General features: G+C 48.4%; 8 protein-coding genes and 2 pseudogenes. 3 read left to right on the forward strand and 7 right to left on the reverse strand.

Going from position 1 to position 12,884, the window contains the following annotated elements:
• Positions 1-98: 98 nt before the first annotated feature.
• The 6 genes and pseudogenes from JCM16496_RS01855 to mce form a co-directional block, all read right to left on the reverse strand.
• Positions 99-1,453, reverse strand: a pseudogene (locus JCM16496_RS01855) (tetratricopeptide repeat protein).
• A 174-nt stretch (positions 1,454-1,627) separates the two neighbouring features.
• Complete coding sequence (locus JCM16496_RS01860; protein WP_025831924.1) at positions 1,628-2,788, reverse strand: sodium ion-translocating decarboxylase subunit beta; 1,161 nt, start codon at positions 2,786-2,788, stop codon at positions 1,628-1,630.
• Between the two features lies 1 nt (position 2,789).
• Entirely contained in the window at positions 2,790-3,221 is a 432-nt protein-coding gene (locus JCM16496_RS01865) for an acetyl-CoA carboxylase biotin carboxyl carrier protein (protein ID WP_025831926.1), read from the reverse strand.
• A gap of 24 nt (positions 3,222-3,245) precedes the next feature.
• Positions 3,246-4,175 carry an OadG family transporter subunit gene (locus JCM16496_RS01870; protein ID WP_025831928.1) on the reverse strand — a complete coding sequence of 310 codons (930 nt, stop codon included), beginning with the start codon at positions 4,173-4,175 and terminating at the stop codon, positions 3,246-3,248.
• 31 nt (positions 4,176-4,206) lie between these two features.
• Positions 4,207-5,760 (reverse strand): acyl-CoA carboxylase subunit beta, encoded by a 1,554-nt coding sequence (locus JCM16496_RS01875; RefSeq protein WP_025831930.1) that lies wholly within the window; start codon positions 5,758-5,760, stop codon positions 4,207-4,209.
• Positions 5,761-5,817: 57 nt separating this feature from the next.
• Positions 5,818-6,234, reverse strand: coding sequence for a methylmalonyl-CoA epimerase (gene mce / locus JCM16496_RS01880; RefSeq protein ID WP_025831932.1), 417 nt, complete (start codon positions 6,232-6,234; stop codon positions 5,818-5,820).
• A 366-nt stretch (positions 6,235-6,600) separates the two neighbouring features.
• On the opposite strand from mce, the gene JCM16496_RS01885 reads away from it, so the two are divergent.
• The 3 genes and pseudogenes from JCM16496_RS01885 (at position 6,601) to JCM16496_RS01895 (ending at position 10,896) form a co-directional block, all read left to right on the forward strand.
• Positions 6,601-8,088, forward strand: coding sequence for a TolC family protein (locus tag JCM16496_RS01885; protein WP_025831934.1), 1,488 nt, complete (start codon positions 6,601-6,603; stop codon positions 8,086-8,088).
• Between the two features lie 143 nt (positions 8,089-8,231).
• Entirely contained in the window at positions 8,232-9,593 is a 1,362-nt protein-coding gene (locus JCM16496_RS01890) for a sigma-54-dependent transcriptional regulator (RefSeq protein ID WP_025831936.1), read from the forward strand.
• A pseudogene (locus JCM16496_RS01895) lies at positions 9,584-10,896 on the forward strand (sensor histidine kinase). Before JCM16496_RS01890 ends, JCM16496_RS01895 begins: the two are co-directional and overlap by 10 nt.
• Before the next feature lie 223 nt (positions 10,897-11,119).
• Here the strand turns inward: JCM16496_RS01895 and aspD are convergent.
• Positions 11,120-12,742 carry an aspartate 4-decarboxylase gene (gene aspD, locus JCM16496_RS01900; protein WP_025831938.1) on the reverse strand — a complete coding sequence of 541 codons (1,623 nt, stop codon included), beginning with the start codon at positions 12,740-12,742 and terminating at the stop codon, positions 11,120-11,122.
• Positions 12,743-12,884 lie beyond the last annotated feature (142 nt).

Below are 12,884 nucleotides of genomic sequence, written 5' to 3' on the forward strand. Positions count from 1 at the left end.
ACGGTTAATTTTTGCGCTAATTTAAAACAAATAACGGAGAAAGTTAATCTTTCTCCGTTACTGTACCTTATTATATTATGCAAACGTTTTCATTGGGGCTATTTAATGGGGGTTACGCTGGCGGTATCGACCTTTCCCTTGAAGAAGTCCTCTTTCTTGCGCTTTTCCCTGATGTCCTTCAGCCAGTTTTCGGCGGCATTGTACCGGTTGTCTTCTCCGATGATGGGAACCCCGTCCGCATCCACTTCCTGCACTTTGTCCTTACCGTTTTTCGGACGGGTTTTCAGGTAGGCCGTTAGGTATTGCTCTGCCTTGGATGTATCTTTCAGATAGTAATAATAAACGAAGGCCGTGTCGTAGAGCAGTCTGTGTTTTTGCCGGTCGTATTTCTCGTATTGTGTCAGGAGGGCGTTTGCCTGGTCTGTATATTGGAGTGCCATCTTATAGCAGTCCACAAGCCCTACGTATAAGCGGGACATGACACTGTCGCTGGGCATGGCCAGGTTTACGGCTTGTTCCAGATATTCCACGCCTTCTTCCTTCCACGAGGTCTTGGAGCAGGCGCGTCCCAGGTAGTAGAGCACATTTATATTGGACTGGTCATCTTTAAGGGCGTGTTCCAGTACATCGTGCGCTGTGTAGAAGTCTTCGACAGCATAATAACTGATGCCCGCATAGAAGCAGGTTTGGAAACTGCTGTCTTGTTCTTGCAGTAGCTGTTCATATCTCTCTATGGCTTTGGGGTAATCTTTGTTCAGGCAATAGGCTTGCGCATTGACACGGTTCACCAGGATGTTGGTGGAGTCTATGCCGCGGTATTTTTCTGTCACCTCGATAGCATCGTCATATTGGTGTCCGGCAACGTAGATGTTTCCCAGTTTGGCGGCAGACAGGTAGTCGTTGGGGAATCTTCTCTGTATGTCGGTATAGGCATCTATGATGCGTTCTATCTCCGTATTGTCATACACATGTATCATGTTTTCTGCCCTGAGGTGCAGCACGTAGCGGAGCTGTCATGCTCTGCCAGCAGGTTACTTTCTTTTAGTGCTTCGCGGTGTTTTTTCATACTCATCAGCATGCCGATGTACTGGAGGCGGACGTATTTGTTATCCGGATTGATGGTGAGGGCTTCTTGATAGTAATTCAGCGCTTCTCCATATTTGGCAAGCGACTTGCAGCATTCGGCAGCTTCGATGTAGGCACGTGGGTTGAGCGAGTCTTGTGTCACAATTTCTTGAAAGACGCTCAAGGCTTCCGGATTGTTTCCCAGTCCTTTCAATGCTTTCCCTTTTTGATAGAGCAGGGGGAGGCTGGGAGCAGCCTCTTGTTCTATCAGTTTTAAGGCTGTTTCATAATCGTAGTTTGACATTGCCTCCTGAATGGGGTTGGTGTTCTGTGCTGTCAGAAGTGTACAGCAGATGCTGAAGCATAGAGTGATAAAAAGTTTTCGCATACAGTCTCTCTTTAATATGATGATTAAACTGACTGCAAGTTACTAAAAAGAATGCTTTTACGAAATAATCGTAGTGAGGGTTTAGATAGATTAACAAATAAAGCCCCTTCTCACGAAGGGGCTTCAAACATAAACAGTTAAAATCCACTCCAAATGAATGGAGCGAAAGAAGTATTACATTAAGAATCCTAACAAAATACCGGCTGCTACTGCAGAACCGATTACACCGGCAACGTTCGGACCCATGGCATGCATCAACAAGTAGTTGGTCGGGTCGTATTCCAGACCTACTACTTGGGAGATACGTGCGGAGTCGGGTACGGCAGATACACCTGCATTACCAATCAACGGATTAATCTTATTGTCTTTCTTCAAGAAGATATTGAAAATCTTAACGAAGAGTACACCGGACGTAGTAGCGATGATGAATGACAATGCGCCGAGGAAGAATATCAAGATAGAATCCAATGTCAGGAACTCGGATGCTTGTGTGGAGGCACCTACTGTCAGACCCAGCAAAATGGTGATAGTATCAATCAACGGACCGCTGGCGGTATTGGCCAAACGACGTGTCACACCACTTTCCTTCAACAGATTACCGAAAAACAGCATACCCAGCAAGGGCAGACCGGACGGAACCAAGAAGGTAGTGAGCAGCAAACCTACAATCGGGAAAATGACTTTCTCTGTATGAGAAACCACGCGCGGCGGTTTCATACGGATGAGGCGTTCTTTCTTGTTGGTCAGCAGGCGCATGATGGGCGGTTGTATCACCGGTACCAGCGCCATGTAGGAATAGGCTGATACCGCAATGGCACCCATCAGGTTAGGAGCCAGTTTGGACGAGAGGAAGATGGCGGTCGGACCATCGGCACCACCGATGATGCCGATTGCACCGGCTTGCATGGGGTCGAATCCCAATCCAAGGGCAATCATGTATGCACCGAAAATACCGAATTGTGCAGCCGCACCGATAAGCATCAGCTTAGGGTTCGAAATCAAGGCGGAGAAGTCCGTCATGGCACCGATACCCAGGAAAATGAGTGGTGGATACCATCCGGATGTCACTCCCTGATACAGAATGTTTAGTACAGAACCTTCTTCATAGATACCGACTTTCAGTCCGGCCTCCATGTTGAAGGGAATATTACCGATAAGCATACCGAAACCTATAGGAATCAGCAACATCGGCTCAAATTCCTTGGCTACAGCCAAGTATATGAAGAACAAACCTACCAGGAGCATTACCACGTGTCCCACCGTTGCATTGGCAAAACCCGTATAAGTCCAGAAGTCGGCAAGGTTGTTTCCTAAGAATGTGATAAATTCTCCCATATTATTCAATAATTACGAGGTCAGTACCTTCGAGAACGGAGTCTCCTTTATTAACATTGATAGCAGTAATCTTACCGTCTTTGTCGGCATTGATGTTATTCTCCATCTTCATGGCTTCCAGAATGATGATGACCTGGCCTTTCTTCACGGTGTCGCCAACATTCACTTTGATGTCGAGGATGACACCGGGCAGCGGAGATTTCACTCCGGATTTTCCAGTAGAGGGAGCAGCCGGCTTAACCACCTGGGTGGTAGGAGCAGCCGGAGCAGTGGAGGCAGGACGTACTATTGGTTTGACAGCCACTTTCGGCGCCTTCTCCATTTCAACCTTGTAGGGAGTACCGTTCACTTCTACGTGAGCGATATTATCTTCGATATCTCCAATGGCAACCTTATATACGTTACCGTTAATCTTATATTTATATTCTTTCATCGTTTTATCTTATTATAGGTGACTTTACTTTCTGGGAGTTTCACGCAACGTATAAATCTTCGAACTCCACGGTGAATAACTACGTTTTACACGGGTAATGGTAAGTATGGTATCTTCCACGTCGTGTACATCGCTTTGCATCTCGTGCATAGCCATGGCAATGGCAGCGAATACTTCTCCCGGGGCCTCGCCGAGTTTCTTCTCTTTGGCTTCCTGCTTGTCGGTGATGCCTTTCGCTTTCATGGCATTACGCTTGCTGAGGCTGACAGATGCCTTACCGATAATCTTGAAGGAGATATAAAGAAGAATCAAACCGCAGAATACGACGCTCATGGCGGAAATGGCCATACCGATACCTATGCTGTCGTGCTCTTCAAACTTTTCCATCTTGGCATTGCTGTCGATGGTCTTGTTGTTGGTACTCGGAGTGACATATTTATCTTCGCTTCCACCCTTTACTTCCCATTGGTCGGCTGCATCGCTGACACGGGCATACGACTGGTTGGCTTTTAAAGTACCGGCAGGCACTATGACTTGATCAAGCAATTTCTTGCCGGAATCATACAGCCCAATCCAGTTGGCGTTTGTGGCATCCAGTTTAAAGTTCGTGTGGAATGTACCGCGTCTCGGAGCTCCATCTGCCCAGAAAAGTGCATGTTGACGTGGTTTTACCAGTGTCAGCACATCACCTTTGGGGATGAAATAACTGGTAGTATCACCCGGCTGGCTGCTGAATTTCAGATAGCAACCTGCAAGGTCGGCGCTGCCGTATGATCTGTTGAATATTTCAATCCATGCGCTATGTATACCGTAGTCATCCTGATAGTTGCTTTCGTTGTTGACCAGCACTTCATTCAGTAACAATTTGTTGTTCGATTTCTGTTCTTGGCAAGAAGAGCAGAAGCCTAACACCAGCATCAATGAAAGGAATATTCCGATTTTTGTTTTATTCATAATCGTTCTTGTTTTAGTGTAAAAAGCCTGATTACAAAGGAATATTACCATGCTTCTTAGCCGGATTGGACAACTTCTTGGTTTGCAGCTGCTGCAGGGCGCGGATGATGCGGAAACGTGTGTTGCGCGGTTCGATTACATCGTCGATGTAACCATACTTGGCTGCATTGTAAGGATTGGCAAACAGTTTGGTGTATTCGGCTTCTTTCTCTGCCAGGAATTGAGCCGGATTTTCCTGCTCTTTGGCTTCGCGGGCATACAATACCTCTACGGCACCTGCGCCACCCATTACGGCGATTTCGGCAGTAGGCCATGCGTAGTTCATGTCGCCACGCAGCTGCTTACAGCTCATCACGATGTGCGAACCACCGTAGGACTTACGCAGTGTGATGGTAACCTTGGGTACAGTAGCTTCACCGTATGCATACAGCAGCTTGGCACCGTGCAGGATGACGCCGTTGTACTCCTGACCGGTTCCCGGAAGGAATCCCGGTACGTCTACCAATGATACGATAGGAATATTGAAGGCGTCGCAGAAACGGACGAAGCGTGCGCCCTTGCGGGATGCGTTACTGTCGAGCACACCTGCCAGATACTTCGGCTGGTTGGCAACGATACCCACGGACTGGCCGTTGAAGCGTGCGAAACCGATAATGATATTCTTTGAATAGTCTTTCTGAATTTCGAGGAACTCACCGTTGTCCACAATGGCACCGATAACTTCGTACATATCGTACGGCTTGTTCGGATTGTCGGGAATAATCTCGTTCAGGGAGTCTTCCAGACGGTCGATGGGGTCTGTGCAATCAATGTAAGGAGCTTCTTCCAGATTGTTTTGAGGAATGTAACTCAAGAGCTTGCGGATGAGTGCAAGACCTTCTTCTTCAGTCTGTGCAGTGAAATGAGTAACACCTGATTTGGTGGAGTGAACGCTCGCGCCACCCAGGTTTTCCTGGCTTACATCTTCGCCGGTTACAGTCTTTACTACCTTCGGACCGGTAAGGAACATGTAGGATGTACCTTCCATCATCAGCGTGAAGTCTGTCAATGCAGGAGAGTAAACGGCACCACCGGCACAAGGACCGAAAATACCGGAAATCTGCGGAATGACACCCGAAGCAAGGATGTTGCGCTGGAAGATTTCAGCGTAACCCGCCAAGGCATTGATACCTTCCTGGATACGTGCGCCACCCGAGTCGTTGATACCGATACACGGAGCACCCATTTTCATGGCTTGGTCCATAATTTTACAGATTTTCAGAGACATGGTTTCGGACAGTGAACCGGCAGAAACCGTGAAGTCCTGTGCGAAGATATAAACCAGACGGCCTTCGATTGTACCGCAACCGGTTACCACACCGTCACCGGGGTAGTGTTTCTTTTCCATGCCGAAGTTGGTGCATCTATGTTCTACGAACATGTCCATTTCTTCGAAACTGCCTTCGTCGAGAAGCATGGCTATGCGCTCGCGAGCTGTATATTTACCCTTCTCGTGTTGCTTTGCAATCGCTTTTTCACCACCACCGAGACGTGCTGCAGCGCGGCGGTCTATAAGCTCTTTAATCTTTTCAAGTTGATTACTCATGAATTTATATTCTTTTAATGTTTATACAATTTATGGTTGGACGATTTACGGTCGTGCTTATTCCGGTTTCTCGCAAAGTTCAGTCAGAACGCCGAGGGTTGACTTCGGATGCAGGAATGCAATGTTCAGACCTTCTGCACCTTTGCGGGGAGCTTTGTCTATAAGGCGGATACCTTTCTCTTCGATTTCGGCAAGCGCACCGGCCACTCCGTCTTCTACGGCGAATGCAAGGTGGTGCATGCCACCGTTGCCGTTGTTCTTTTCGATGAACTTGGCAATTGTGCTTTCTGGAGAAGTCGGTTCCAGTAACTCAATTTTCACATCACCCACTTTCAGGAAAGCGGTTCTAACTTTCTGATCTTCCACGGTTTCGATGTTGTAGCATTTCAAACCTAAAACGTTTTCGTAGTACGGAAGGGCTTCTTCAATGCTCTTAACGGCAATGCCCAGATGCTCAATGTGTGAAATCTTCATAACTATATAAATTAATGTTAGTATTGTATCCTTTTTAATAAAGGTATAAAGCAGTACAAAGAAAGAGAATTCTTCCTTAATAAAGAAATTTTTCATCAATTAATTAATGTGATTATTTGTAATAAGACGCCTGAATGGGAAATTTCCGGTTCTCTCCTTATTCTCTCTTTGTTTTCTCCCTGTATATGCAGAGGGAGCAGGTAGGGACTTGGTAGGGAGCAGACAAGGAGTAGGCAGGATTGCAGATATCGTTCGCTAACGGACATCCCCACTGTCCGAAAATGAACACTTACCCCTCTATGGAACCTTTCCGGCCACTTGGCACACTCTTTGCTTTTCTGTTTGCGACAATTTTAAAGATTGAACATGAAAAAGAATATTTTACTTGCTGCTTGCTTTTTGATGCCGTTGGCAACCATGGCGCAGAATGATACTTTGGGACATGAACGCAATATTACGCTGTCGGAGGCCATTGTACTGGCCCGCACGCAGTCTGTGGATGCTGCCGTGGCATTGAATGAATTGAAAACCGCGTATTGGGAATACCGTACATTCCGTGCGGACTTGTTGCCGGAAGTGAATTTCACCGGTACACTGCCCAACTATAACAAGTCCTACAGTACCTACCAGAATTCCGACGGCTCCTATAGCTTTGTCCGCAACAATACACTGGGGCTGTCCGGCCAGCTTTCGGTAGACCAGAACATTTGGTTTACGGGGGGTAAACTGTCACTGGCTTCTTCGCTGGATTATCTCAAACAGCTGGGCTCCGGGGGAGAGAAGCAGTTCATGTCAGTCCCCGTGAGCCTGGAGTTGACGCAGCCGGTCTTCGGAGTGAATACTTTGAAGTGGAACCGCCGTATAGAGCCCGTACGCTATGCCGAGGCAAAGGCCGAGTTCATTTCAGCTACGGAAGAGGTGACGATGAAAACCATCACTTATTTCTTTCAACTGTTGCTGGCCAAAGAATCGCTCGCTACCGCCATGCAGAACAAAGTGAATGCCGACCGCCTTTATGAAGTGGCCATAGCCAAACGTAAGATGGGACAGATATCCGAGAATGATTTGCTGCAGCTTAAACTGAATTCATTGCAGGGCAAGGCCGACGTGACTGAGGCAGAGAGCAACCTGAATGCAAAAATGTTCCAGCTCCGTTCTTTCCTCGGGGTGTCCGAGCAGGAAAGCCTGAACCCGGTGTTGCCCGCCACTGTTCCCGATATAAAGATGGAGTATGACCGTGTGCTGAACAAGGCACTGGAACGCAACTCCTTTGCACAGAACATCCGTCGCCGCCAGCTCGAAGCTGATTATGAAGTGGCAACGGCACGCGGAAACCTGCGCAGCATCGACCTCTTTGCCAGTGTGGGCTATACGGGGCAGAACCATGAATTCTCTTCAGCCTACCGGGACTTGCTTGACAATCAGATTGTGCAGGTGGGCGTCAAGATTCCTATCCTTGACTGGGGCAAGCGCCGTGGAAAGGTAAGGGTGGCAAAGAGCAACCGTGAAGTGGTCTTGTCCAGAATCCGTCAGGAACAGATGGACTTTAACCAGGACATCTTTTTGCTGGTGGCTAACTTCAACAACCAGGCGCAACAGCTGGACATAGCCGAAGAGGCGGATGTCATTGCTGAGAAGCGTTACAAGACCAGTGTGGAGACCTTTATGATAGGTAAAATCAGCACACTGGACCTGAATGATGCACAGAACTCTAAGGACGAAGCCCGTCAAAAGCATATTTCAGAGTTGTACTACTATTGGTATTACTTCTATCAGCTCCGCAGCTTGACCCTTTGGGATTTTGAACGCGATACGGAATTGGAAGCTGATTTTGAAGAGGTGGTAAGAGGATAAGTCGACGGGTTGCAAGTGATAAGTTATGAGTCGTTTGCCGGTAAAAGCGCCGTATATGCGATATTATAGGTAAATAACTTATAACTTATCATTCATAACTCTGCTTTTTTACTTATTTTTGCGGGAAACAAACTGCAATTTTTATGATACTGATAATAGACGACGATAGTGCTGTGCGTTCTTCCCTCAGCTTTATGCTGAAGCGTGCCGGATATGAGGTGAAAACGGCTCCGGGTCCTCGCGAAGCTATGGACATAGTGAGGGCCGAAGCTCCCGCTTTGATTTTGATGGATATGAACTTCACTCTTTCCACTACCGGAGAAGAGGGACTCACCTTATTGAAGCAGGTAAAGGTGTTCCGTCCCGATGTGCCCGTTATTCTGATGACGGCATGGGGAAGTATCCAGCTTGCCGTGCAGGGTATGCAGGCCGGCGCATTCGACTTCATAACCAAGCCTTGGAACAATGCTGCTCTTTTGCAGCGCATCGAGACGGCCCTTGAGCTTACGGTCGCCCCGAAAGAGGTGCCGGAAGAGCAGACTACCGCATTGAATCGCAGCCATATTATAGGCAAGTCCAAAGGGCTGATGGAAGTGCTGAACACAGTGGCCCGCATAGCCCGTACCAATGCTTCGGTGCTGATTACGGGAGAAAGCGGAACGGGCAAGGAGCTGATTGCCGAAGCCATCCATATCAACAGCCAACGTGTGAAGCAGCCCTTTGTCAAGGTGAACCTCGGCGGCATCTCGCAGAGCTTGTTCGAGAGCGAGATGTTCGGCCATAAGAAAGGGGCGTTTACCGATGCCAGCGCCGACCGTATAGGGCGTTTTGAAATGGCAAACAAAGGTACCATCTTCCTCGACGAGATTGGTGACCTCGACCCTTCCTGCCAGGTGAAACTGCTGCGCGTGCTTCAGGACCAGACATTCGAAGTGCTGGGCGATAGCCGTCCCCGCAAAGTTGATGTACGCGTCGTGTCCGCCACTAATGCAGACCTCCGCAAGATGGTGTCCGAACGTACTTTCCGTGAAGACCTCTTTTACCGTATCAACCTGATTACCGTAAAACTGCCCTCCTTGCGGGAGCGCCGTGAAGATATTCCTTTGCTGGCACGTCACTTTGCCGACCGTCAGGCAGAGGTGAATGGCTTGCCGCGTACGGATTTCTCGGCCGACGCTCTGAATTTCCTTTCCCGCCTGCCTTATCCGGGTAACATTCGTGAGTTGAAGAATCTGGTGGAGCGTACCATTCTGGTCAGCGGCAAGCCGGTGCTGGATGCCACGGATTTTGATGCCCAATATCTGCGTCACGACGAACCGGCCAAAGCTGCCGAAGGTACTTCTTTTGCAGGTATGACCTTGGATGAAATAGAGCGGCAGACTATCTTGCAGGCGTTGGAACAGCATAAAGGGAATCTCAGTCAGGTGGCAGTGTCATTAGGCATCAGCCGCGCTGCGCTTTACAGACGTTTGGAGAAATATAATATTCAAGTCCCGTGCGCATAAAATTCTTTTTCTTCATACTTGTCCTTTTTCTGCTCGGTCTGGGTGGAATGCTGGTGTATCTGCTGAGTGAAAAGCCGCCTTTGTATCTGTACGTATTGGAGGGGCTCATCGGTTTATCCTTATCTATCTGATAGTATTCTATAATAAGATAGTGAAGCCGATGAACACCATAGGCAGCGGTATGGAGTTGCTGCGCGAGCAGGATTTCAGTAGTCGTCTCAGCCGGGTGGGGCAGTACGAGGCAGACCGCATTGTGAATATCTTTAACCGAATGATGGAGCAGCTCAAGAATGAACGGTTGCGCATGCGCGAGCAGAATCACTTCTTGGATTTGCTGATTCAGGCATCTCCAATGGGGGTTATTATCCTGACAATGGACGATGAAGTGTCGCAACTGAATCCGATGGCGGTAAAGATGCTCGGTGTCCGTATGGAGGAGGCGATGGCAAAGCGGCTGGACCAGATGGACTCCCCGTTGGCTGCCGAACTTTCGTCCATTCCCAAAGACGAGACGGCAGTAGTCCGTCTCAATGACGCGAATATTTATAAATGCACCCATTCTTCTTTTATTGACAGAGGGTTCAAACATCCTTTTTTCTTGATAGAGCGTATGACAGAAGAAGTGATGCGTGCCGAGAAGCGTGCCTATGAAAAGGTTATCCGCATGATAGCTCATGAAGTGAACAATACCACTGCGGGCATCACTTCCACACTCGATACAGTGGAGCAGGCACTTTCTACGGAAGATGATATGGAGGACATCTGCGATGTGATGCGCGTCTGTACGGAGCGTTGTTTCTCGATGAGCCGTTTCATTACCCGTTTTGCAGATGTGGTAAAGATACCCGAACCTACCCTGGCACCCGTCCAACTGAATGAGTTGGTGTCCATGTGCAAGCGTTTTATGGAAGGAATGTGCAATGACCGCAATATAGGGCTACGTCTGGAATGCGACCCGGAGGTGGGAATGGTGCGTATGGATGCTTCTCTTTTTGAGCAGGTGCTTGTGAATATCATCAAGAATGCTGCCGAAAGTATAGAGGGGGTTGCCGGAGAAAACGGACAGCAAGGTGAGATAATAGTAAGGACCACTGCCCCCGCTTCTGTCGAAGTCGTTGACAATGGTCCGGGGATAAGTAAAGAGACCGAAGCTAAACTCTTCAGCCCCTTCTTTTCCACCAAGCCGAACGGGCAGGGAATTGGCCTGGTGTTTATCCGGGAAGTTTTGAGCCGTCATGGTTGCACGTTCTCCCTGCGTACCTACAACGATGGATTGACCCGCTTCCGTATACTATTTAATTGAAAATTGAAAGTTTAACCTTTCGCCTTTCCATTTTTATAGTCGAACAGAATTGGTTTGCGAAAAATACGAAGTAACTTACTTCTCCTCCTTCGGGGAGGTGTAGCGATACACACTGTACTATTTTTTATTGCTTTATGCTCCCTACACCCCGCCCGTTGGGCACCCCTCCTCCCCGGAGGAGGGGAATTAAGATACTCTCTCTATTCGCTTTTCTTTTCGCAAATCATTTCTGTTTTACTATAAAGAATTCTTTTGCATACTCGTCCAGTATCTTTTTGATGCTTTGGCCGATGGTTGCATAGTCTTTCTCGTCCAGATTGGCGAGTGAGGCACGCACGCTCCATTCGGGGCCGTCAAAACCACCGCCGTTCAGCAGCACCAGAGAGGTTTCTTTGGCAAGGCGGAAGACTACGTTCAGCGGGCTGTAGGTACGTTTCAGATATTCTACAAAGTCGTCCCCATAGAACTTCTTTGCCCAAACCAGCATGTCGATTTCTGTATAATAACCTACGCGCAACGGGTCTTCCGTCAGCGTGAAACCGGTATTTTCCCAAAGGGCATGCAATCGGCGGCGGATAATCTCCTGCATCTTTTGCTTGTATTTGTTTTCCTTGTCCAGCAGGGCAAAGGCGGCGAAAAGGCCCATCTGCATCTGTTGTGGCAATGACAGTCCGGCGGTATGGTTCAGTGCCACCTGACGGCTGTCGGCAACCATACGGTCGATAAACTTCAGTTTTTCAGGTTCCAGAGTGAGGGTGGAGTAGCGGTGGTGCAGAATCTCCCGTTTCTCTTTCGGCAGTTTGGCTATCAGCTTGTCGAACAGATTGAATTCGTGCAGGGCGATGACCGCATTGCGCCATCCGGTGGCACCGAAGTATTTGGAGAATGAATAGACGCAAAGCGTATTGTAGGGAATTTCTGCCATGAACGAACGGAAGTGCGGACTGAATGTACCGTATACGTCGTCTGTAATAATCATCAGATTAGGGTTGTCATTTCTGACGATACTCACGATGCGCGCCATTGTATCCGGACTGAGTGTGTAGCTGGGCGGATTACTGGGATTGGTGACAAAGAGGGCCTTGATTTTAGGGCTTTTCAAGCGGTCTATGTCTTCGTCGCTGTACTGCCAGAGGTGCATCCCTTCGTTATTCATGCGGTTGGCATGTATTTTGGTCACTCGAAACTGGTAGCGGCTGAGTTGTGGGATTTCAATATAGGGGGTAAAGGCAGGAACCATGAGGACGATGCCGTCCCCTTTGTTCAGCAGGAAGTTTTCCTGCAGGGAGTCGAAGATGTAGCACATGGCGGCTGTTCCACCTTCGGTGGCAAACAGGTCATAGGCACCCCGGGGAGGACGGTTGTCGCACATCTCTTGCGAAAGGTAGTCTTGCACAAGGATTTCCGTAAAATGAAGGATGCGGTCGGGCACGGGATACTGGTCGCCTACAATGCTTTCGGCCCATTCGTGTACAAGGCTGTCGGGGTCGGCGGCATGCTGCATCAGCAGGTAGTTGTAGGTTTGTTCCAGCAATTTGGCGCCCGGTACGTTATTGTTCTTTTTCAGGAAGGCTTCGAAGCGAGAGGCAATGCCTTTTTTTTCGGGGATGCCTGCAATTCCCTCGGGCAAATCCATGATGCGGCGGCACTCTTCCAGGCCGAAGCTTCCCAACAGGAAGAAGGCTTCGCGTGGAGCGGTTGCAATCCAGTTGGGGTTGCCGCGCCCTGCGTTCAGCATGGTACGGGCGGTTTTCTTCAGACTCTCGTCTGCCATGTCTATCAGGCGGTTCTTCAGTTCGAAAGGACTGATAGATTCCATTTTCTTTTCTAAAAGTTTTGTATCCATAAGCTCAAGTTTAGGTTCGTTATTTATTGTTTTCAGTCATTCGGCGAATAATCTCTGTTCATGCGGTATACTATTTCTTTCCTTGCTTGAAATTAATCGTCCGATATATGTTTCCTTTTCGTCCGACAGTTGTTGAATCATC

This window comes from Bacteroides rodentium JCM 16496 (assembly GCF_000614125.1).
Classification (GTDB): Bacteria; Bacteroidota; Bacteroidia; order Bacteroidales; family Bacteroidaceae; genus Bacteroides; species Bacteroides rodentium.

Excerpts from the sequence above, each read along its gene's own strand:
- JCM16496_RS01860 (WP_025831924.1), bottom strand. The coding sequence starts at position 2,788 with ATGGGAGAATTTATCACATTCTTAGGAAACAACCTTGCCGACTTCTGG.
- JCM16496_RS01865 (WP_025831926.1), bottom strand. The coding sequence starts at position 3,221 with ATGAAAGAATATAAATATAAGATTAACGGTAACGTATATAAGGTTGCC.
- JCM16496_RS01870 (WP_025831928.1), bottom strand. The coding sequence starts at position 4,175 with ATGAATAAAACAAAAATCGGAATATTCCTTTCATTGATGCTGGTGTTA.
- JCM16496_RS01875 (WP_025831930.1), bottom strand. The coding sequence starts at position 5,760 with ATGAGTAATCAACTTGAAAAGATTAAAGAGCTTATAGACCGCCGCGCT.
- mce (WP_025831932.1), bottom strand. The coding sequence starts at position 6,234 with ATGAAGATTTCACACATTGAGCATCTGGGCATTGCCGTTAAGAGCATT.
- JCM16496_RS01885 (WP_025831934.1), top strand. The coding sequence starts at position 6,601 with ATGAAAAAGAATATTTTACTTGCTGCTTGCTTTTTGATGCCGTTGGCA.
- JCM16496_RS01890 (WP_025831936.1), top strand. The coding sequence starts at position 8,232 with ATGATACTGATAATAGACGACGATAGTGCTGTGCGTTCTTCCCTCAGC.
- aspD (WP_025831938.1), bottom strand. The coding sequence starts at position 12,742 with ATGGATACAAAACTTTTAGAAAAGAAAATGGAATCTATCAGTCCTTTC.